The 20,035-nt window shown below is 73.0% G+C and carries 18 protein-coding genes; 7 read left to right on the top strand and 11 right to left on the bottom strand.

Annotated features, from left to right (window positions below; genetic code table 11):
* The first annotated feature begins 84 nt into the window (after nucleotides 1–84).
* Nucleotides 85–2,100 carry an NAD-dependent DNA ligase LigA gene (gene ligA, locus ABFT23_RS03540; RefSeq protein ID WP_347892630.1) on the top strand — a complete coding sequence of 672 codons (2,016 nt, stop codon included), beginning with the start codon at nucleotides 85–87 and terminating at the stop codon, nucleotides 2,098–2,100.
* A 77-nt stretch (nucleotides 2,101–2,177) separates the two neighbouring features.
* Complete coding sequence (locus ABFT23_RS03535; protein ID WP_347892629.1) at nucleotides 2,178–2,489, top strand: DUF4333 domain-containing protein; 312 nt, start codon at nucleotides 2,178–2,180, stop codon at nucleotides 2,487–2,489.
* Nucleotides 2,490–2,511: 22 nt separating this feature from the next.
* On the opposite strand, the gene ABFT23_RS03530 is transcribed toward ABFT23_RS03535, so the two are convergent.
* Genes ABFT23_RS03530 through ABFT23_RS03510 form a run of 5 tightly spaced genes read right to left on the bottom strand, consistent with a single transcriptional unit; the run spans nucleotide 2,512 to nucleotide 6,945 of the window.
* Nucleotides 2,512–3,156: a nucleoside/nucleotide kinase family protein gene (locus ABFT23_RS03530; RefSeq protein ID WP_347892627.1), complete on the bottom strand. Its 645-nt coding sequence runs from the start codon at nucleotides 3,154–3,156 to the stop codon at nucleotides 2,512–2,514.
* Nucleotides 3,153–4,049, bottom strand: a complete 897-nt coding sequence (locus ABFT23_RS03525; RefSeq protein WP_347892626.1) for a sugar phosphate isomerase/epimerase family protein — start codon at nucleotides 4,047–4,049, stop codon at nucleotides 3,153–3,155. Before ABFT23_RS03525 ends, ABFT23_RS03530 begins: the two co-directional genes overlap by 4 nt.
* 45 nt (nucleotides 4,050–4,094) lie before the next feature.
* Complete coding sequence (locus ABFT23_RS03520) at nucleotides 4,095–4,871, bottom strand: ATP-binding cassette domain-containing protein (RefSeq protein WP_347892625.1); 777 nt, start codon at nucleotides 4,869–4,871, stop codon at nucleotides 4,095–4,097.
* 8 nt (nucleotides 4,872–4,879) lie between these two features.
* Nucleotides 4,880–5,872, bottom strand: a complete 993-nt coding sequence (locus ABFT23_RS03515; protein ID WP_347892623.1) for an ABC transporter permease — start codon at nucleotides 5,870–5,872, stop codon at nucleotides 4,880–4,882.
* Between the two features lie 41 nt (nucleotides 5,873–5,913).
* The gene (locus tag ABFT23_RS03510; protein ID WP_347892622.1) at nucleotides 5,914–6,945 is read right to left on the bottom strand and encodes a substrate-binding domain-containing protein; all 1,032 of its coding nucleotides are present in this window, start codon (nucleotides 6,943–6,945) and stop codon (nucleotides 5,914–5,916) included.
* 137 nt (nucleotides 6,946–7,082) lie between these two features.
* On the opposite strand from ABFT23_RS03510, the gene ABFT23_RS03505 reads away from it, so the two are divergent.
* Nucleotides 7,083–8,285: an ROK family protein gene (locus tag ABFT23_RS03505; protein ID WP_347892621.1), complete on the top strand. Its 1,203-nt coding sequence runs from the start codon at nucleotides 7,083–7,085 to the stop codon at nucleotides 8,283–8,285.
* A 403-nt stretch (nucleotides 8,286–8,688) separates the two neighbouring features.
* Nucleotides 8,689–10,212 (top strand): sensor histidine kinase, encoded by a 1,524-nt coding sequence (locus ABFT23_RS03500; RefSeq protein ID WP_347892620.1) that lies wholly within the window; start codon nucleotides 8,689–8,691, stop codon nucleotides 10,210–10,212.
* A 13-nt stretch (nucleotides 10,213–10,225) separates the two neighbouring features.
* Here ABFT23_RS03500 and ABFT23_RS03495 read toward each other — a convergent pair whose 3' ends face one another.
* Nucleotides 10,226–11,440 (bottom strand): acyl-CoA dehydrogenase family protein, encoded by a 1,215-nt coding sequence (locus ABFT23_RS03495; RefSeq protein ID WP_347892618.1) that lies wholly within the window; start codon nucleotides 11,438–11,440, stop codon nucleotides 10,226–10,228.
* A 54-nt stretch (nucleotides 11,441–11,494) separates the two neighbouring features.
* Between ABFT23_RS03495 and ABFT23_RS03490 the strand changes: the two genes are divergently transcribed.
* On the top strand, nucleotides 11,495–12,487 hold the full coding sequence (locus ABFT23_RS03490) for an SMP-30/gluconolactonase/LRE family protein (RefSeq protein ID WP_347892617.1): 993 nt from the start codon (nucleotides 11,495–11,497) through the stop codon (nucleotides 12,485–12,487).
* On the opposite strand, the gene ABFT23_RS03485 is transcribed toward ABFT23_RS03490, so the two are convergent.
* Nucleotides 12,420–12,815 carry a DUF1707 SHOCT-like domain-containing protein gene (locus ABFT23_RS03485; protein ID WP_347892616.1) on the bottom strand — a complete coding sequence of 132 codons (396 nt, stop codon included), beginning with the start codon at nucleotides 12,813–12,815 and terminating at the stop codon, nucleotides 12,420–12,422. The two genes, ABFT23_RS03490 and ABFT23_RS03485, sit on opposite strands and share 68 nt — an antisense overlap.
* Entirely contained in the window at nucleotides 12,812–13,546 is a 735-nt protein-coding gene (locus tag ABFT23_RS03480; RefSeq protein ID WP_347892615.1) for a PadR family transcriptional regulator, read from the bottom strand. Before ABFT23_RS03480 ends, ABFT23_RS03485 begins: the two co-directional genes overlap by 4 nt.
* 155 nt (nucleotides 13,547–13,701) lie before the next feature.
* Here ABFT23_RS03480 and ABFT23_RS03475 point away from each other — a divergent pair, with 155 nt between their 5' ends.
* Nucleotides 13,702–15,057 carry an outer membrane protein assembly factor BamB family protein gene (locus ABFT23_RS03475; protein WP_347892613.1) on the top strand — a complete coding sequence of 452 codons (1,356 nt, stop codon included), beginning with the start codon at nucleotides 13,702–13,704 and terminating at the stop codon, nucleotides 15,055–15,057.
* 8 nt (nucleotides 15,058–15,065) lie between these two features.
* Here the strand turns inward: ABFT23_RS03475 and ABFT23_RS03470 are convergent, their stop codons facing one another.
* Complete coding sequence (locus ABFT23_RS03470) at nucleotides 15,066–17,015, bottom strand: M3 family metallopeptidase (RefSeq protein WP_347892611.1); 1,950 nt, start codon at nucleotides 17,013–17,015, stop codon at nucleotides 15,066–15,068.
* A gap of 82 nt (nucleotides 17,016–17,097) precedes the next feature.
* Between ABFT23_RS03470 and ABFT23_RS03465 the strand changes: the two genes are divergently transcribed.
* Nucleotides 17,098–18,396 (top strand): HAD family hydrolase, encoded by a 1,299-nt coding sequence (locus ABFT23_RS03465; RefSeq protein WP_347892609.1) that lies wholly within the window; start codon nucleotides 17,098–17,100, stop codon nucleotides 18,394–18,396.
* A 40-nt stretch (nucleotides 18,397–18,436) separates the two neighbouring features.
* Here ABFT23_RS03465 and ABFT23_RS03460 read toward each other — a convergent pair whose 3' ends face one another.
* Nucleotides 18,437–19,648, bottom strand: coding sequence for an RNA polymerase sigma factor (locus tag ABFT23_RS03460; RefSeq protein ID WP_347892608.1), 1,212 nt, complete (start codon nucleotides 19,646–19,648; stop codon nucleotides 18,437–18,439).
* Between the two features lie 22 nt (nucleotides 19,649–19,670).
* Nucleotides 19,671–20,033 (bottom strand): YciI family protein, encoded by a 363-nt coding sequence (locus ABFT23_RS03455; protein WP_347892607.1) that lies wholly within the window; start codon nucleotides 20,031–20,033, stop codon nucleotides 19,671–19,673.
* Between the last annotated feature and the right edge of the window lie 2 nt (nucleotides 20,034–20,035).

Genomic DNA, 20,035 nt, shown 5'->3' with positions numbered 1-20,035 from the left:
GGCGACCCGATGCGCACCGCCGCGAGGTCGTCAGGCCGCCCACTGCCGGGGCCGGGTGTCGGTGGCGTGGGCGAGGATGGGCCCGTGCCCGAGACCCCCGACCCCGCCGTTCGCATCGCCGAGCTCGCCGCCGAGGTCCAGCGCCTCAACGACCTCTACTACGGCACCGGCGACTCCACCGTGCCCGACGCCGAGTTCGACGCCCTCAAGGACGAGCTCGCCGCGCTCGTCGCCGAGCACCCCGACCTCGCTCCGGCCGACAACCCGCTCGACAAGGTCAACCAGCCCTCGCAGCTGGTCGGCGACACGATCCGGCACGCACGGCCCATGCTGTCGCTGGCCAAGGCCAACACCGAGGAGGCGATCCGCACCTTCTGCGCGCGCTTCCCCGGCAAGGTGTTCCGGGTCTCGGAGAAGCTCGACGGCCTGTCGTTGAGCATGGTCTACGTCGACGGCCGCTTCGACCACGCCGCCACCCGCGGCACCGGCGAGGTCGGCGAGATCGTCACCGACAAGGTCGCGCACGTGCTGCCCGACCTGCCCGACACGGTCGCCGAGCCGGGCCGCATCGAGGTGCGCGGCGAGGCCGTGATGCTGCGCTCGGTGTGGTCGGCCTACAACGAGGCCCACCCCGACAAGCCGCTCACCAATCCGCGCAACGGCGCCGCCGGCACGCTCATGCAGAAGGACCCCGCGGCGGCGGCCGCCGCCGGGCGCGTGCTGTCGTTCTTCGCGTTCGGGGCCGACCGCGACGGCGCCGCGGTCGACGTCGACGCCCTCGGTGGCGGCATCGTCGACGCCGCCACCTTCGTGTGCGCCGACGCCGACGAGGTCATCGCCGCCATCGAGGCCATCGGGGCGCGGCGCGACTCGCTCGACTACGACATCGACGGGGCCGTCGTCCGGCTGCACGACCCGGCGGAGTTCGACGCGGCCGGCTACAACTCCGCCGAGCCCCGGGGGGCCATCGCCTTCAAGTACCCGCCCGAGGAGCGCACGACCACGCTGCTGGCGATCGAGTGGCAGGTCGGCAAGGTGGGGCGCATCGCCCCGCGGGCGCGGGTCGCCCCGGTCTTCGTCGGCGGCGTGACCGTCGAGAACGTCACGATGCACAACCCCAAGATGATCCGCGAGCGCGACCTGCGCATCGGCGACACCGTCGCCGTCGTCCGGCGCGGCGACGTCATCCCGTTCGTGGGCCGCTCGCTGCCCGAGCTGCGCGACGGCTCCGAGCAGGTCGTCGAGCCACCCACCCACTGCCCGTCGTGCCAGGCCGAGCTCGAGGTGCGCGGCGCCGGCGAGGAGCGCTGGTGCGTCAACCTGCAGTGCCCCGCCCAGCTCACCCGCCGGCTCATGCACTGGGCCTCGCGACCGGCCGCCGACATGGAGGGCGTCGGCGACACCTGGATCGAGAAGCTCGCCGACGACGGCATCCTCGCCTCGCGGGCCGACTTCTACCGGCTCACCGCCGAGCAGCTGATGTCCTACGAGCGCATGGGGTCGACGTCCGCCGGCAACATGATCGCCGCGATCGAGCGGTCGAAGGGTCTCGGCCTGCGCCGGGCCCTCATCGGGCTGGCGATCCCCCGGGCCTCCGACGGCACCGCCAAGAGACTGTGCCTGGCCGGCTACACCTCGATCGAGGCGGTCGCGGCCGCCACGGTCGACGAGCTGACCGCCATCCGCGACATCGGCACCTTCGTGGCCGAGTCGGTCGTCGCCTTCTTCGAGCGCGAGTCGGTGCAGACCGAGATCACCGACCTCCGCGCGCTCGGCGTGCATCTCGACGTGCTCGACGAAGACCGGCCGGTCGACGTCGCCGCCGCCGGCGACTCCCCGCTCAAGGGCGCCACGGTCGTCGTCACCGGCGCCTTCACCCACGGCGTCACCGGCGCGAAGATCAGCCGCCCCGACCTCACCCGCCTCGTCGAGCAGGCCGGTGCCACGGCGTCGTCCTCGGTCTCGTCGACCACCGACTACCTGCTCACCGGCGCCAACGTCGGCGCGGCCAAGACCGACAAGGCCGAGAAGCTCGGCGTCACCGTCGTCGACGCCGACCGGCTGTGGGGGTGGTTGCGCGACTCCGGCGTCGTCGGCTGACCACCCCTTCGGGTCGTTTGGCGGCCCGCCCGACGGGCAGTCAACCCTCCACGTCCACGAGACCCTGGAGGTCCCCCATGCGTCACCCCGTCCGCACCCTCGTCGCCGGCCCCGCCGTCGTGCTCGCCCTCGCCCTCGCCGGCTGCTCGTCGGGAGGCTCCGTCGACCAGAGCGACCTGGAGGACCAGATCTCCACCCAGCTCGAGGAGGAGGTCGGCCAGGCCCCCGACGACATCAGCTGCCCGGGCGACCTCGACGCCGAGGAGGGCGAGACCATGGAGTGCACGCTCACCGCCGGCGAGGACGAGCTCGGTGTGCAGGTCGAGGTCACCTCGGTCGACGGCGACAACGTGAAGTTCGACATCCAGGTCGACGAGGCGCCCCAGTAGCGGGCCGGCGGGCCACCCGCGCTCAGCCGAGCTCGACGACGACGTCGGCCCGCGCGCGGGTGGTCGCGACCAGCCGGGCGTTGGCCTCGTCGCTGCGCTCGACCCACGCACGGGCCTCGTCGGGCGACTTGCCGAACCGCACGTGCCGCGCGACCAGGCGCTCGACACGGACCGTGGGGTCGACGTCGACGTACCAGGTCTCGGCGAGGAGCGGCGCGACGTGCTCCCACCCGTCGCGGTCGTGGAGCAGGTAGTTGCCCTCGGTGACGACGAACCTCGCCGTCGGCTCGATCGCGATGGCCGCGGCGATCGGCTGCTCGAGCTCACGCTCGAAGCCGGGCGCGTAGAGCACGTCGTCCGGCGCCTCGCCCAGGCGTCGCAGCGCGGCGACGTAGCCGCCGACGTCGAAGGTGTCGGGAGCGCCCTTGCGGTCGCGGTTGCCGAGGCGGTCGAGCTGCACGTCGGCGAGGTGGAAGCCGTCCATCGGCAGGTGGCCGGCGACCTCGCCGAGGGCCGGCAGGACCAGGTCGGTCAGCGTCGACTTGCCGGCGCCGGGCGGGCCGGTGATGCCGAGCACCGTGCGCCCGGGTCGGGCCGCGAGGTCGCGGGCGCGGGCGACGACGTCGTCCAGGCTCGCGACCTGCTGCGGCGCGGGGGGCTGGCTCACGCCGCGTTCTTGTCGAGCTCGGCCTGCATGAACGAGCGGGCGTGGACGGCGAGGTCGACGCCGTCGGTCCACAGGTTGCGCCACACGGCGAGGTCGTTCGACAGGGTCGGCGACACCACGGCCGAGGAGAACGACTCGAAGGTGATCGGGCCGGTGTAGCCGATCTCGCCGAGGGCGCCGAAGAAGCCGGAGAAGTCGATGTGGCCCGAGCCGAGGTAGCCGCGGTGGTTCTCACCGATGTGCACGTAGCCGAGGCGGTCGCCGACCAGGTGCACCGGCGCGACGAGCGAGTCCTCCTCGATGTTCATGTGGTAGGTGTCGAGGTGGATGGTGACGTTGTCAGCACCGATGTCGTCGGCCAGGCGCAGCGCGTCGGCCGCGGTGTTGATGACGTTGGTCTCGTAGCGGTTGCAGATCTCCAGGCCGAGCGTCATCTCCTTCTCGGCCGCGCTCGCGGCGAGGCCCTTGAGGACCTGCACGACGTTGGCGCGCCCCTGCGGCGACAGGGGCGCGCCGTACTTGCCGAGCGCGCTGTAGAGCGCGCCGGTGAAGTGGCTGCCGCCGAGCTCCTGCGTCATCCGCAGCGAGTCGTGCAGCAGCTTCTCGCCGCGCTCGACGACGGCGGGGTCGTCGCTCGAGACGTCGGCGTCGAAGGCCAGGCCGCGCGAGCAGGCGACGGCGATGCCGGCCTTCTCCAGCTCGGCCCGGGCGGCGGCCGTGTCGAGGTTGACCGCGTCGTGGAGGGAGATCTCGAGCAGGTCGTACCCGGCGTCGGCGGTCTGCCGGACGGCGGTCGCGACCTGCTGGGGCGTGGTGCCGCCGACCCAGACGAGGGCGTGGACACCGAGGGGGTTGGTCGGGGCGTTCGGGCGCGCCGCAGTGGCGTCGTTCATGGGGTGTCTCCTGGACTGGTGGGTCGGGGGGGGGCGTGAGCGGGGTCAGGACGTGATGGCGCCGGTGATGAGGCCGACGATCTCCTGGCCGGTGGTCTCGGCGGTGCGTCGTCCGGCGACACAGCGGCCGGCGCGCATGACCCAGACCTGCTGGCTCAGGCGCAGGACCTGCTCGAAGTTGTGGCTGATGAGGAGGATCGCGTGGCCCTCGCCGCGCAGGCGGTTGATGAGCTCCTCGACCCGCGCGGTCTCCTGGACGCCGAGCGCGGCGGTGGGCTCGTCCATGATCACCAGGCGCGAGGAGAACCCCGCGGCCCGGCAGATCGAGACGGCCTGGCGCTGCCCGCCGGAGAGGCGGCGCACGCGGGAGGTCACTTCGGGCACGTTGACCGCGAGCGTCTTGACCATGTCGGCCGCCTCGCGCTTCATCCGGCGCCGGTCGAGGAACCCGAGGCGGGTCAGCTCGCGGTTGAGGAAGAGGTTCTGCCAGACGGTGAGGTCCTCGACGAGGGCGAGGTTCTGGTGCACGGTCTCGATGCCGGCCTCGCGGGCGGCCTCGGGCGAGGAGAACCGCACGGTCTCGCCCTCGAAGACCACGTCGCCGCTGTCGGGGCGGTGGATGCCGGAGAAGCAGCGCACCAGGGTCGACTTGCCGGCACCGTTGTCGCCGACGATCGCGGTCACCTCGCCCGGGGCGAGGGTGACCGAGACGTCGACGAGCGCGCGCACGCTGCCGAAGGAGAGGGAGACGTTGCGCGCCTCGAGGATCGGCTCGGGGGCGAGCTCGGTGCCCTTGCCCTTGACGAGGGTGGTCTCGGACATGTCGGTCCTCACTTCTGGAATCGCATCAGGAAGGCGGCGGCCACGACGACCACGCCCACCGACAGCGGCTGGTAGTACTGGCTGACGCCGAGCGTCGTCAGGCCGTTGAGCAGGACGGTGAGCAGCATCGCGCCGAAGACCGGGCCGAGGATCGTGGCCCGGCCGCCGAAGAGGCTCACGCCGCCGAGGACGACGGCCGCGACCGAGTTGAGCAGGTAGGTCGTGTTGGCCGCGGGCGGCGTCGCGCCGAGGCGCGTGACGACGATGATCGCAGCCAGGCCGGCGAGCAGGCCGGCGAAGGAGTAGACGAAGAGCTTGACCCGCGCGGTGTTGATGCCGGTGGCGCGGGCCGCCTCGTCGGAGCCGCCGGTGGCGAGCACGTGGGTGCCGAGCCGGGTGTGGAACAGGACCACGTGGGCGACCACCGCGACGACCGCGGCGATGACGACGATCCACGGCACGAACGAGACCGGGCCGTCGAGGGCCAGGGTGAAGAAGAAGCTCTCGGTCACGGTGACCGGCTGGCCGTCGGAGAGGATGAGCGCCAGGCCGGACGCCGCCGACAGCATGCCGAGGGTGACGACGAAGTCGGTGATCCTCCCCCAGGCCACCAGGATGCCGTTGACGACGCCGGCGGCCAGCCCGGCGCTCAGGGCGCCGAGCATGGCCAGCGACAGCGGGGCCCCGGCCTCGTAGAGCTGGCCGAGCACGACGATGCCCAGGGTCATCACCGAGGCGATCGACAAGTCGATGCCGGCCGTCGCGACGACGAACGTCTGGGCCACCGTCAGCACCAGGAGCGCGGCCGCCGCGGCGAGCATGCCGGTGATGTTGCCGGCGCTCAGGAACGACGGGTCGAGCGCGGTGAACAGGACGAGCAGGGCGACCAGCCCGATCAGGGCGGCCCAGTCGGCCCACAGCGAGACGTCGAAGACCCGACGTCCGCGGCGGGCGGGATCCGTGTCGACGGTGGTCGACGCAGGTGCGGTCATGGTGGTCATCTCACTGCTCCTGGAGCCGGGTGGCCAGTGGTGGTGGCTGGTTACTTGACGAGGTCGGCGAACGGGTCGGTGTACTCCTGGAACGGCGCGGGGGCCGCGGCGAGGGCGTCGTCGACGTTCTCGGGGGTGACGAGCGCGATCGGCGCGGTCACGTTGTCGGGGATGTCGTCGCCGGCCATCGCGGCGCGGCAGGCGTTGACGCCCATCTCGCCGATCGCGTAGGGGTACTGGGCGACGACGGCCGAGATCTGGCCGTCCTTGACGCCGTTGAGGCCGTCGGCGACGCCGTCGACGCTGATGATCTTGACCTGGCCCTCGCGGCCGACGTCGGAGACGGCGCGGGCGACGCCGAGCGCCATGTCGTCGTTGGCGACGAAGAAGCCGGCCAGGTCGGTGTCGGCGCGCAGCAGCGTGGTGGCCTGGTTGAGCGCCTCCTCGCGGTTCCAGTTGGCCGCGACGGTCTGGGTGATGGTGACGCCGTCGCCGACGCCGGCGGTGAAGCCGTCGAGGCGCGCGTTGCTGGTGACGTCGCCGGCGATGCCGCCGATGAGCGCGACGTCGCCGCCGTCGGGCAGCAGCTCGAGCATGTGCTCGCCGGCCATCTGGCCGGCCTCGGTGTTGTCGGTGCCGATGTAGGTGGTCGGCGTGGCCTTGACCTCGGCGGCGGCGTCGGCGTCGACCGGGCTGTCGATGTTGACGATCGGCACGTCCTTGGCGGCGAGCTGGGCGAGGCCGGTGATGAGGTTGGTGCCGTCGATCGGGTTGACGATCGCGCAGCCGAGGTCCTTGGTCGCGGCCTGGGTCAGCTTGTCGAGCTGCCCCGTGGTGTCGGTGATGTCGGCCGCGGCCTGCACGTCGACCTTCACGTCGCCGGCCGTCGCGGCGGCGTCGATGCCGTCCTCCATGCCCTGGAAGAACGGGTTGTCGAGGCCCTTGATGACGGCGGCGATCTCGCCGTCGCCGTTGCCGCCGGCACCCGAGCCGGCGTCGTCACCGCACGCGGCGACGGAGAGCGCCGTGACGGCGGCGACAGCGAGGAGGGCCACCTTGCGGGAGCCGGTGGTGCGGATCATGCGAGTTCTCCTACGAGTTCGGGTGCTGCTGGCGCGTCGCTGTGACGGCCCTCTCATGGAAGCGCTCAATTATGTCTTCTGTCAAGCAAAATGCGGGGTCTTTTCGTCTGAGGTCTCGTCAATATAGGGTGGCCGCCATGACGACACAGGCGCTGGGCTCGCCCGGACCGGGGGAGGTGCTGGCGCTGTTCCGCGCCCGGCCGCCGCTGACCCGCGCCGACGTCATGCGCGTCACCGGCCTGTCGCGCTCCACGGTCAACCAGCGCATCGACCTGCTCCTCGAGGCGGGCCTGCTCGCCGAGCGCGAGCCGGACGTCGTCCCCGGTCGTGGGCGCGGGCGACCGGCCGGCTCGTTCGCCCTCGACGTCGACCGCGGCGTCCTGCTGGTCTGCGACATCGGCGCCACGGCCATGCGGGCCGCGGCCTGCGACCTGTCCGGCCGGATCCTCACCGAGACCACCCTGCGCAGCGACGTCACCGAGGGACCGCTCGAGGTGCTGCCGCGCGTGGAGTCCATGTTCGCCGCGCTGCTCGAGACCGTCGGCCGGGCGCGCACCGAGGTGCACGGCCTCGCGCTGTCGGTGCCCGGACCCGTCGACCACGAGCAGGCGACGGTGATCTCGCCGCCGATCATGTCCGGCTGGGACCAGTTCGACGTCCGCGGCTGGTTCGCCACCGACTACCGCTGCCCGCTGCTGCTCGAGAAGGACGCGACGGCCATGGCGTGGGGCGAGTACCGCACCCACTACCCCGACGCCGACACGATCGTGCTGCTCAAGCTCGGCACGGGCGTGGGCTCGGGCATCATCAGCCACGGCCGCATCCACCGGGGGGCCGACGGCGCCGCCGGCGACATCGGCCACACCCAGCTGCTCGACCCCTCCCCCACCAACGCGCCGCTGTGCCGCTGCGGCAACCTCGGCTGCGTCGAGGCCCGCGCCGGCGGGTGGGCGATGATGCGCGACCTCGCCGCCGAGGGCCGCGAGGTCGACACCGTCGACGGCGTGGTGCAGCTCGTGCGCACCTCCGACCCGGTCGCCGTCCGGCTGGCCCGCGCGGCGGGGCGCGTGCTCGGCCTCGCGCTCTCGGAGATGGTCAACATCGTCAACCCGCGCGTCGTCGTCGTCGACGGCCAGCTCGCCGAGGCCGAGGAGCAGATCTTCGCCGGGCTGCGCGAGATGGTCTACTCGCGCTCGCTCCCGCTCGCCACCCGCCGCCTCGAGCTGCGCCGCGGCCGACTCGACGGCCGTGCCGCGTCGGTCGGGCTGGCGCTGCTGCTCAGCGACCACATCTTCGACCCGACCCGCATCGACCTGCAGCTCTCGGAGGCGTCGGCCTGACAGCGGCGGTGGCGGTAGGTGAGCCACCGTTCCGGTGTCCTTCCACCGCCCGTTCGGTGGCTCACGCACCGCCACCACGGGCTCAGCCGGCCCCGCCCGGCCTGGCGGTAGGTAAGCAACCGTTCCGGGCCCATCCCGCCGTCGGTTCGGTGGCTCACGCACCGCCACCGCAGGCTCAGCCGGCCGACACCTGCGCCGGCGCCATGGCCCAGCTGGCCGCGACGACCGACCGCACGCCGGCCGCTCAGAGCTGACGGTCGCGCCGCCGGTGCACGGCGACGGCGCGGAACCGAGCGGGTAAAGGATCGGTCCGGACGCCGCCACGACCCCCGGTCCGGGGCCATAGTGGCTGTGCGGGCCTTCCACCCCCCAGAGACGGCGCCGCTCGGACGGACGGACGGTCATGACGCGCGGCCCCCTCCCCGACGACCTGTGGCAGCTGGTGATGAGCCGCTCGCCCGTCGGCATGACAATCGCCGACGCCGCCGGCGACCTGGTCCTGGTCAACGACGCGTTCTGCCGGATGCTCGGGCGGAGCCACGACGACCTGGTGTCGACCAACTACGTGACATTCACCCATCCCGACGACCTCGCCGACAGCCAGGCGCAGTTCGCGAGGGTCGCCGACGGCGGCCTCGACGACTACCGGCTGCGCAAGCGCTACGTGCGTGCCGACGGCACCGACGTGTGGGTCGACCTGTCCGTCGCGCTCGTGCGGGACGGCGACGGCCGGCCCGAGTACGTGTTCTCCCAGGTCGTCGACGTCACGGCCCAGCACGACGACCAGCTGGCGCTGGCCCGGGCGACCGCACGCGCCGAGCACGAGCGGCTCGTGGGCGACGCGATCCTCGACACGGTCGACGTCGGCCTGACCCTCCTCGACGGCGACGGCGCGATCGAGCGGATGAACGACCGGTACCGGGCCTTCCTGGCGCTCGCCCACCCCGACGGCGACCTCACGAGCACCGACCCGGGACTGACCTTCGCCGCCGACGGGACGACGCCCCTCAGCGTGGCCGGGCTCCCGTCGGTGCGGGCGATCGCCGGGGAGGAGTTCGACGACTACCGCATCTGGGTCGGGGACGACCCGCTGACCCGGAGGGCCGTGTCGGTCTCGGCGCGATCGGTCCGCGACTCCGAGGGGCGGCCGGTCGCGCGAGCGCTGGCGATGGTCGACATCACCGTCCTGCTGACCGCCCTCCACTTGCAGGCGAACTTCGCCAACACCGTCTCCCACGAGCTGCGCACCCCGCTGACCTCGATCGTCGGCCACCTCGAGATGGTGGCCGAGGGCGAGGTCGACCTCCCCGAGGCGCTGACCAAGCCCCTCGCCGTCGTCCGGCGCAACGCCCATCGGCTCCTCCATCTTGTCGGCGACATCCTCGACGAGAACCACCTGCGAACCGGCAGCGTCGCGCTGGACCGCCAGGACGTCGACATCGACGCGCTGGTCGCCGAGGCGATCGAGTCGGCCGGGCCGGCCGCGACCCAGCACTGCCTGACGATCGAGGCCGACCTGGCCGGCACCGACCGCTGCTTCGTGGACGCCGAGCGCCTGCGTCGGGTGCTCGACAACCTGATCGGCAACGCGATCAAGTACTCCGACGACGGCGGACGGATCACCGTCTCCTGCGAGCAGCGCTTGGCCCGGGGCCACCGGACCGTGCTGATCACCGTGGCCGACGACGGCATCGGGATCGACCGCGACGACCTGGCTCGCATCCGGAGCCCCTTCTTCCGGGGCCAGCAGGCCCGCGCCCGTCACTCACCGGGCCTCGGGCTCGGCCTCGGCATCGTCGACGCGATCGTGCGGGCCCACGGTGGTCTACTGCACATCGACAGCGCGCCGGGCACCGGCACTCGCGCCCGGGTCGAGGTCCCCGCCGACCCGCTGGGGCGGCCTGCGGCCGACGGCGTGGGCGGCTGACCCGGGACCGGCGCTACCGGATCGGCGCTCCCGAGACGGTGCGGGCGATGACGAGCCGCTGGATCTCGGAGGTGCCCTCGAAGATGGTGTAGATCCTGGCGTCACGGGCCCACCGCTCGACCGGGTACTCGCGCGTGAAGCCGTTGCCGCCGAGGATCTGCATGGCCTGGCCGGTCACCTTGACGGCGGTCTCGGCCGCCATCAGCTTCGACATCGAACCTTCGGCCGCCTCGAACGACTTGCCCTGGCTGGCCATCCACGCCGCGCGGTGCACGAGGAGGCGGCTGGCATCGATGGAGACCGCCATGTCGGCCAGCGCGAAGGCGACGCCCTGGTTCTCGATGATGGCCTTGCCGAACTGCTCGCGGGTCTTGGCGTAGTCGAGCGCGACCTCGTAGGCCGCGCGCGCGATGCCGACCGCCATCGCGCCGACGGCGGGGCGGGTGCGCTCGAAGGTGGCCATGCTGGCGTTGCCGCGCGCGCCCGCGCCCTCGCGGGCCCGGGCGAGACGGGCGTCGAGCTTGTCCTTGCCCCCGAGCAGGCAGCGCCCAGGGACGCGGACGTTGTCGAGCACCACCTCGGCGGTGTGGCTGGCGCGGATGCCGTGCTTGTGGAACTTCTGCCCCTGGCTGAGCCCCTTCGTACCCGGCGGGACGACGAACGAGGCCTGCCCGCGGGTCTTGAGGTCGGGGTCGACGACGGCGGTGACGACGTGGACGTCGGCGATGCCGCCGTTGGTCGCCCACGTCTTGGTGCCGTTGACGACCCACTCGTCGGTGGCCTCGTCGTAGCGCGCCCGGGTGCGCATCGCGCCGACGTCGCTGCCGGCGTCAGGCTCGGAGGAGCAGAACGCGCCGAGCTTGAGGTCGCCGGGCGAGCCGAACATCTGCGGCACCCACTCGAGCACCTGCTCCTGCGTGCCGTTCGAGCTGACGCCGGCGGCCGCGAGCGCCGTGCCGACGATCGCGAGCCCGATGCCGGCGTCGCCCCAGCACAGCTCCTCCATCGAGACCGGGATCCCGAGGCCGGTGGGGTCGAAGCCCTGCGTGGCGAAGAAGTCCATCGAGTAGATGCCGGCCTTCGCCGCCTCCTCGACGACGGGCCACGGGAACTCCTCGCGCTCGTCCCACTCCGAGGCGGCCGGGCGGATGACGTCGGCGGCGAAGCCGTGCAGCCAGTCCTTCAGCTCGAGGTGGTCGGGGGTGAGGTCGAACGACGGGGTGCTCACGCACGGAAGATACCGCGACACGATGTCACGGTGGAGCCTCGCTAGGGTGAACAGATGCCTCTCGGACCCCGCTCCCTGCGCGCCCTGGCGACGATCGCCGCTCTCTCGGTCGCGCTCGCCGGCCCCGCCGGCGCCGCCCCTGCCGACACCCCAGCGTCCGCCGAGCGGGCCGCCGGTGCACCACCGCGCACGATCGCCCTGCCCGACGGCTTCCAGCCCGAGGGGGTCGCGATCGACGGTCACCGCGGCTACTTCGGCTCGCGGGTCGACGGCGACCTCTACCGCGTCGACCTGCGCACCGGCAAGGGCAGGGTGTTCAGCGAGGGCCCCGGGACGGCGTCCGTCGGGCTCAAGGTGGGTCCGCGCCAGCGGCTCTACGTCGCCGGCGGCGACACCGGCACGATGCGGGTCGTCAGCGCCCGGACCGGCCGCATCCTCAAGTCCGTGCGCCTCGCCCCGGCCGGGCGCAGCTCGTTCGTCAACGACGTCGTGCTCACGAGGTCGGCCGCGTGGTTCACCGACTCGGCCGCCGCCAGGATCTACCGCGTGCCGATCTTCGCCGACGGCACCCTGCCCCGCCAGCGCGACGTGCGCGCCATCCGGCTGCGCGGCGACTGGGAGCAGCCGGCGCCGGGCGAGTTCGGCGCCAACGGCATCACCGCGACGCCGCGGGGCACGGCCCTGCTGGTCGTCAACTCCACCGACGGCACCCTGTTCAAGGTGCCGCGGTCGGGCAAGCGGGCCGGCATCGCCACGCGGGTGAAGCTCGGCGGCGTCTCGCTCACCAACGGCGACGGCATGCTGCTCGAGGGCCGCCGGCTCTACGTCGTGCGCAACCGCCTCGACCAGGTGGCCGTGCTGCGCATCGCCGACCACGCGCGCGCCGGCCGGCTGGTGCGGGTCCTCACCTCGAAGCGCTTCGACGTGCCCACCACCGTGGCCCGGTGGCGCGGTGCGCTCTACCTGCCTAACGCGCGCTTCACCACGCCGGCGACGCCGGAGACGACGTACGACGTCGTGCGGCTGAAGACCGGCGGGCACGCCTGAACAGGCCGCACCCGACGAACAGGATCGCGATCCAGAACGGCAGCCCGGTCACGACCGAGAGCACGACGAGCGCGACCGCGATCGGCACGAACGGCACCGGGCGCCAGCCCGGTCGGCCGGGCGGGTAGGCCCGGCGGTCGCGTTCCACGACCTGCGCCGGCAGGTCGTGGAACAGCACGTCGAGGTCGCCGCGCGTGCGCGCCGACCAGACGGCGTCGAGCCGCTCGGCGTGCTCGTCGGGGTCGAGCCGACCCTGGCCGGCGTGCTCGGCCAGGGCGGCCGCGGCCCGCTCGCGCTCGACGTCGCCGATGCGCAGGCCGTCGTTCACGACCCGGGCTCCTCGTCGAGGTCGTCGCGGACGGCGTCCGGCCCGTCGGCCAGCACGCCGTAGAGCCGGCGCCGGGTGTCGGCGAGGATCTCGAGCGCCGCCCGGCGCTGGGCCTCCGAGCCCTGCGTGACGATCTGCCACACGGCGGGCATCACCTGGCCGAGCTCGCTCTTGAGGTCGACCTGCTCGCCCTTGGCCGCTACCTTGCCGGCCTCGGCCGAGCGCTCGAACGGCGCCCAGACGCCGGCGAGCTCGTCGGCGTGGTCGTTGACGTAGGCGTGCCCGGCCTCGGTGAGTCGCAGCGCCCGGCGGCCGCGCTCGTCGTCGGTCTCGACGAGCCCCTCGTCCTGCAGCTGCTGGATCGTCGGGTAGACCGAGCCGGGGCTCGGGCGCCAGCCGCCCTCGCTGCGGTCGGCGATCTGCTGGATGACCTGGTAGCCGTTGACCGACTCCTCGGCTCGGGCCGCGGCCGCCAGCACGTCGAGGATGGCGACGCGGACGTCGCCGCGGCGCACCCGCGGCCCTCGCCCGCGCTCGGGCTGGCCCATGCCGAACAGGCCGGCCACCCACGGCGGCGGGCCTCCCGGTCCGCCCGGGCCGGCACCGCCGGGGCCGCCGAACGGGCCGCCCCACTCGGGGCCGCCGGCCCAGCCGTGCCGACGACGTCCGCCGCCGTGTGCCTGCCACGGGTTCTCACCCTCGGTCCATCTGGTGCGTCCTCGGTGTCCCATGACGGGACCCCCTCTCGTGTCAGTTGTATCGCGACTCTTCTGAATACGTTCGCGATATATCGCGACTGTACGCCGATCGTTCCGGGTGGGCAAGCGAGAGTCCGGGAGCGTCCGGGAGCGTTTGGCCGGGGTCGCTCCGCGGGCACACCGCCACCGTGCGCCGCCTCGTCGTCTCGACCCTCGCCCTCGCCGTCCTGCCACTGGCGGCCTGCACCGACGAGCCGGGAGACCCGGCGACCCGACCGGACGCCTCGTCGACGAGCGAGACGCAGACGCCGTCGCCGTCGCCGTCGCCGTCGCCGTCCGCGCCCGGGCTGCCGCTGCCCGAGCTCACCACGACCTCCGCCCCGGTCGACGTCACGACGGCAGCGCGCCCGGCCTGGACCTCCAGCGGGATCCGCGGCCCGAAGACGATCCAGGTGGACGGCGACCTCGCCGTCGTCGCCACGCCGCGCGACCAGCGTGGCGTCGACCTGCGCTCGGGCGAGGTGCTCTGGACCCTCGGCGACGACGAGGACCTGCCGCTGCCCGGCACGACGTCGGCGGCCGGTCTCGTGCTCGCCCCGTCTGCCGACGGACCGCGGGCGGTCTCGAGCTTCTACGCCAACGGCTGCGCGTTCGGCTGCCCGGTGCCCGAGCAGTACCACAGCGAGCAGAAGGGCATCGTCGCCCTCGACGCGACGACCGGCGACGTCGCCTGGGGCCGCGGCCTCGTCGGCTCGGCACAGGCCGACTACCTCCGCCCGCGCGACCGTGACCTCGACCTCGTCGTCGCCGGCGTGCTGTCCTCACCACGGGCGGTGGTGACCAGCGTTGGCCACGGCGACATCGTCGTCAGCGGGCAGGTCGACGCCGACCTCCCCGTCTACGCCGTCGCCCTCGACCCCGTCTCCGGTGAGCGGCTGTGGGCCCGGCGCGGCGTCGTGCCCGAGGCCGTCGTCGCCGACCTGGTCGTCGTCCGGGTCAACGACGAGGCGGCCCCGTTCCTGGTCGGCCTCGACGCACGCACCGGCGAGCAGCGCTGGCGCAGCCCGGTGACCTCGCCGTTCCTGGCCCTGCAGAGCGTCAGCCCACGGGTGATCGCGGTGGAGGCCGAGGACTCCGACGCGATCACGCTCCTCGACACGCGGACCGGCGTCCCGCTGGCGGCGCAGCCGCCGGGCGTGGTCCGGTTCTGTGCCGCGTGGGTCAGCGGGTCGCTCGACCTCGCCTGTGAGTGGAGCGCGCCCGACGAGCCCTCGGCGAAGCGGCTGCTCACCCTCGACGCGACCGGCTCGATGTCACTCTCCGCCGAGCCCCTGACCAGCACGCCCGACCGCGTCGTCGACGGCGTGGTGGTGGCCGACGACGTGCTCGAGGGGCCGACCGTGTTCCTCGACGCAGCGGGCGACCGGGTCGGCGACGACCGCCCGGGCCGCATCGAGAGCCTGTCGGCCCGCTACCTCGTCGAGGGCACCGAGGTGCGCTACGGCAACGAGCTGCGCACGATCACGGTGCTGCGCCGTCGCTGACGCCGGCGTCAGCTGCTGAGCCAGGCCGCGTAGGCGTCGAAGGTGTACGGCCGGCCGAGGAAGTCGGCGACGAGGTCGGCGGCGTCCTTCGAGCCACCCGGGGCGAGCACGCGGTCGCGGTAGCGGCGGGCGACGTCAGGGGCGAACAGGTCGTCGTCGTCGAACGCCGAGAAGAGGTCCTTCGCGATGACGAGCGACCACATGTAGGTGTAGTAGGCCGAGCTGTAGCCGCCGAGGTGACCGAACGAGGCGAACATGTGCGTGCCCTCGCGGTAGGGCCACGCGGAGTAGGTCTCCTGCAGCTCGACCATGCGCGCGGTGAGGTCGCCAGGTCGTTCGACATGGAAGTAGTACGACATCGCGGCGTAGAACATCTGCGTGCGCGCGTGGGCGCCCTTGCCGAAGTCGTCGCTGGCCCGCATCGCCCGCACCAGGTCGGCCGGGATCGGCTCGCCGGCGTCGTCGGTGGCGAACAAGCGGAGGATGTCGGCGTCCCACGCCCACTCCTCGAGCATCTGGCTCGGCGCCTCGACGAAGTCCCACTCCGTCGCGACGCCGGCGAAGCGCGCCCACGCCACGTGGCCGCCGAGCACGTGGTGCACGAGGTGGCCGAACTCGTGGAACAGCGTGACGACGTGGTCGTGCTCCATGAGGCCGCGCGAGAAGTTGCAGACCAGCACGCCCTCGGGCAGCTGCCGGCCGGCGACGCCGTCGGTGAGCGTGAACTGCGCGGCGTGCTTGTACTTGCCCTCGCGCGGGTGCAGGTCGAGGTAGATGCGGCCGAGGCCGTCGCCCGACCCGACGTCGACGACGTCGTAGGCCGTGACGTCGGGGTGCCACACGGCGGCGTCGGGCACCTCGTCGTAGCGGAGCCCGAACAGCCGGCCGGTGACCTCGAGCAGGCCGCGGCGGACCTTGTCGAAGGCGAAGTAGGTGCGGACCCGCTGCGAGTCGACCTCGAGCTGCTCCTTGCGCACGAGCTCCTCGTAGTAGAGCGCGTCGGCGATCGGCACCCGCTCGGCGTCGGGCCGGTCGCGGCGGTAGCGCTCGAGCAGGACGGCGAGGTCGCGCTCGGCCGGCTCGGCGGCCGCCGCCGCGATCTTGTCGATGAACGCGGGGATCGCCGCGCCCTCGCCGATCATCTTGACCTCGGCGTCGTAGCTGGCCCAGTCGGGGTAGCCGACGAGCCCGGCCAGCTCGTGCCGCAGGGCGAAGATCTCCTGCAGCATCGGCTCGGTCGCGGGGTAGCCGCGGTTGAGGAACGCATCGACCATGTCGGCGCGGACCTGCGGGTCGTGCGCGAACTGCCGCACCGGGACGGCGTCGGGGTAGTCGGTCGTGACCGTGACGAGGCCGTCGTCGTCCGCCGACCCCGTCGGCTGGTGGGCCTCGAGCCAGTCGGCCGGCAGCCCGGCGAGCTGCTCGGGCGTGACGCGGATCGTGCGGACGTCGTCGCGGACCGCGCGGCTGAAGTCCTGGTCGAGCTCGGTGAGCCGCTCGTTGATCGCGGTGATCCGGGCCCGCGTGGCGTCATCGCGGTCGACGCCGGCCCGCCGGAAGTCGCGGCGCACCTTGGCCAGCAGCCGCCGGGCCTCGTCGTCGAGGCCGCTGTCGTCGAGACCGGCGAAGACGTCGAACAGCACGCTGTCGAGCGACCACTCGGTGCTCAGCCGGCTGACGTCCTGCTCGGCGCGCTCGGCCGTCGTCCGCACGGCCTCGTCGGGGTGCACGTTGCCCAGCAGCGAGCCGGCCGCGGCGACGTTGCCGAGCTGCAGCATGGCGTCGTCCCAGCGGCGCAGCACCTCGACCGCGTCGTCGGGGGGCGACGTGCGCAGCCCGTCGACCAGCTCGCGCGCCCGCGCCAGGCCGGACTCGGCCCGCTCGCGCATCCAGGACTCCCACCCCGCGGCGTCGGCGGTGGCGGGCAGGGTCAGCGGCTCGAGGGTCTCGGGGGTCACGCTTTCACCCTAGGAGGGGGCGCGCGAGGCGCTCACTGTGGCAGTGTCACGAGAGGCAACGTCGCCGTTTCGGAGGTCCATCATGCGTCGTCTCGCGTCCGCCCTCGTCCTCGCCCTCGTCGCGTCGCTCGGCGTCGTCCCGGCCCCTTCTCCAGCAGCACCGCCCGACTCCACGACCGACTCCACGAGGGACCGCGCGGCCCGGTGCCCGCAGCTGCAGCGACCCGGGCTCTGGTACGGCGACAACGCGCAGCGCATCCAGCGCGCGATCGACGAGCGCGGCCGGTGCTCGTGGCCCGGCGGCAAGGCCCCGAAGATCAAGCCCTACGCGGTCTTCGACTGGGACAACACGATGATCAAGAACGACATCTCCGACCAGACGATCTTCTGGATGCTGCGCCACGACCTGATCCGCCAGCCCCCCGGTCGCGACTGGCGCACGACGAGCCGGTTCATGACCGACGCCGGCGCGCGGGCGCTACGGGCGGCGTGCGGACGGCTGGCCCGGCCCGGACGGCCGTTGCCGACGTCGACGAACACCCGCTGCGCCGACGAGATCGTCTCGGTGCGCAAGGAGCAGGAGACGACGTCGGGCGAGGAGGTCTTCGCCGGCTACCACCACCGCCGCACCGAGGCGATGTACGCCTGGGTCGGCCAGGTGCTGCAGGGCTACACCCCGGCCGAGGTGCGCCGTATCGCGAAGAAGGCGCGGCGCGCGGCCCTGCGGGCGCCGGTCGGCGCGACGCAGCGGGTCGGGACGACGACGCAGACGGCCTGGATCCGCTACTACCCGGCGATGCGCGACCTGGTCCGCACGCTGAAGCGGGCCGGCATCGAGCCGTGGATCGTCTCGGCGTCGCCGCAGGAGTTCGCCGACGTCTGGGGCCGCGCCGCCGGCATCGACCGCGCGCACACGATCGGCGTCTCGCAGCGCCTCGTCGACGGCCGGCTGAGCGGCCACCTCGAGCCGTGCGGCGGCGTGCGGCGCGACGGGATCATGACCTACGTCGACGGCAAGCGCTGCTTCATCAACAAGCGGGTGCTCGGCATGCGCGGGCCGAAGGCCCTGCGACCCGCGCCCTGGCGGCTCCGCCCGGTCGTCGCCGGCGGCGACGCCAACACCGACGTCTCGATGCTCCGCGACGCCACCGGCGTGCACGTGGTGCTCAACCGCAACGGCGCCGAGGTGATGTGTCGCGCCTACGACGACGCCGACGGCCGCTGGGCCGTGCAGCCGATGTTCATCCAGCCGCTGCCGCAGCAGGCCGAGCCCTACCCGTGCTCGACCACCGGCTACGTCGACCGGTTCGGCGACGAGCGGCCCGTGCGCCGGCGCGACGGCTCGGTCATTCCCGACCAGGTCGACCGCGTGCACGGCTGAGCGGGCTGAGAATCGCTCTGCTCGACCCGTTGCGGTGGTACTAGCCGCCCAGCTGGTCGCGCCGGCGCGTGAGGTAGGCGGTCTCGGCCGGGTTGTCGATGAGCGACAGCGCGGCGTCGTAGGCGGCGCGGGCCTCGGCGGAGCGGCCGAGCCGGCGCAGCAGGTCGGCCCGGGTGGCGTGGAAGGCGTGGTAGCCCTCGAGCGGCAGGCGGTCGACGAGGGCCAGAGCGACCTCGGGTCCGTCGAGCTCGGCGACCGCGACCGCCCGGTTGAGCGCGACCACCGGGCTCGGGTCGAGCGCGGCGAGCTGGCCGTAGAGCGCGACGACCTGCGACCAGTCGGTGGCGTCGGCCGTGCGAGCGTCGGTGTGCACGGCGTTGACGGCCGCCATCAGCTGGTAGCGCCCGGGTCGGTTGATCGCCAGGCACTCGCGCACGAGCGCATGTCCCTCGACGATCAGCGGGCGTGACCACGCCGAGCGGTCCTGCTCGGGCATCGGCACCAGGACGCCGTCGGCGGCCACCCGCGCCGGACGCCGCGACTCGGTGAGCAACATCAGCGCCAGCAATCCCGTGACCTCCGGCTCGTCGGGCAGCAGGTCGTGCAGGATCCGGCCGAGCCGGATCGCCTCGCCGGTGAGGTCGTCACGCACCGACTGCCCGTCGGCCCCCGACGTCGACAGGTAGCCCTCGTTGAAGACGAGGTAGACGACGGCCAGCACGCCGGAGAGGCGTTCGGGCAGGTCGGCGAGCGACGGCACCCGGAACGGGATGCCGGCGCCGGCGATCTTCTTCTTGGCGCGCGTGATGCGCTGGGCCATGGTCGTCTCGGGCACGAAGAACGCCTGCGCGATCTCGCCGACGGTGAGGCCGCCGAGGAGCCGCAGGGTGAGGGCGACCCGCGCCTCGGGCGCCAGGGCCGGGTGGCAGCAGGTGAAGACCATCCGCAGCCGGTCGTCGTCGACCGGGCCGGTGGGCTCGTGCGGTGTATCGTCGTCGAGCATCAGGGCTGCCTGGTGCTTGGCGTCGCGGTGGGACTCGCGGCGGATCCGGTCGATCGCCTTGCGGGCTGCGGTCGTGGTGAGCCACGCGCCCGGGTTCGGCGGGACGCCGTCGACCGGCCAGCGCTCGAGGGCCACCAGGAGCGCCTCGCCGGCGGCGTCCTCGGCGACGTCGATGTCGCCGAAGCGCCGCGTCAACGAGGCGACCACCCGGCCGAACTCCTCGCGGTAGACCCGCTCGACCTGCTCCACGGCCGGCTCCCCCGCGGGCCGCTCAGCCCTCGGCCTGGAACGGTCGGACCTCGACCTTGCCCTGGCAGGCCTTCGAGCCCAACTTGGCCCACTCGAGCGCGGCGTCGAGGTCGGCGGCCTCGATGATCCAGAAGCCGCCGAGGTACTCCTTCGACTCCGAGAAAGGGCCGTCGGTGACCACGGCCGCGTCGCCGGTGTTGTCGACGACCGTGGTGGCGTCGTGGGTCTGCAGCCCGCCGGCGAACACCCAGGCACCCTGCTCCTGCAGCTCGGTGTTGAAGGCGTCGACCGCCTCGAAGATCGGCTGCATCTGCTCCATCGTCATCTCGGCCATCTCGGCGGCGCCGTTCTCGTCGTGGTTGACGGCCAGGAAGTAGTTCGGCATGG

Origin of the sequence: Nocardioides secundeburneus, from assembly GCF_039939255.1 — a bacterium.
Classification (GTDB): domain Bacteria; phylum Actinomycetota; class Actinomycetes; order Propionibacteriales; family Nocardioidaceae; genus Nocardioides.
Note: the sequence above shows the minus strand (reverse complement) of the source record. Positions and strands in the feature narration are given on the sequence as shown.

Coding starts and splice junctions, on each gene's coding strand:
- ABFT23_RS03535 (WP_347892629.1), top strand. CDS start 2,178: ATGCGTCACCCCGTCCGCACCCTCGTCGCCGGCCCCGCCGTCGTGCTC.
- ABFT23_RS03525 (WP_347892626.1), bottom strand. CDS start 4,049: ATGAACGACGCCACTGCGGCGCGCCCGAACGCCCCGACCAACCCCCTC.
- ABFT23_RS03520 (WP_347892625.1), bottom strand. CDS start 4,871: ATGTCCGAGACCACCCTCGTCAAGGGCAAGGGCACCGAGCTCGCCCCC.
- ABFT23_RS03515 (WP_347892623.1), bottom strand. CDS start 5,872: ATGACCACCATGACCGCACCTGCGTCGACCACCGTCGACACGGATCCC.
- ABFT23_RS03510 (WP_347892622.1), bottom strand. CDS start 6,945: ATGATCCGCACCACCGGCTCCCGCAAGGTGGCCCTCCTCGCTGTCGCC.
- ABFT23_RS03505 (WP_347892621.1), top strand. CDS start 7,083: ATGACGACACAGGCGCTGGGCTCGCCCGGACCGGGGGAGGTGCTGGCG.
- ABFT23_RS03500 (WP_347892620.1), top strand. CDS start 8,689: ATGACGCGCGGCCCCCTCCCCGACGACCTGTGGCAGCTGGTGATGAGC.
- ABFT23_RS03490 (WP_347892617.1), top strand. CDS start 11,495: ATGCCTCTCGGACCCCGCTCCCTGCGCGCCCTGGCGACGATCGCCGCT.
- ABFT23_RS03480 (WP_347892615.1), bottom strand. CDS start 13,546: ATGGGACACCGAGGACGCACCAGATGGACCGAGGGTGAGAACCCGTGG.
- ABFT23_RS03465 (WP_347892609.1), top strand. CDS start 17,098: ATGCGTCGTCTCGCGTCCGCCCTCGTCCTCGCCCTCGTCGCGTCGCTC.
- ABFT23_RS03455 (WP_347892607.1), bottom strand. CDS start 20,033: ATGCCGAACTACTTCCTGGCCGTCAACCACGACGAGAACGGCGCCGCC.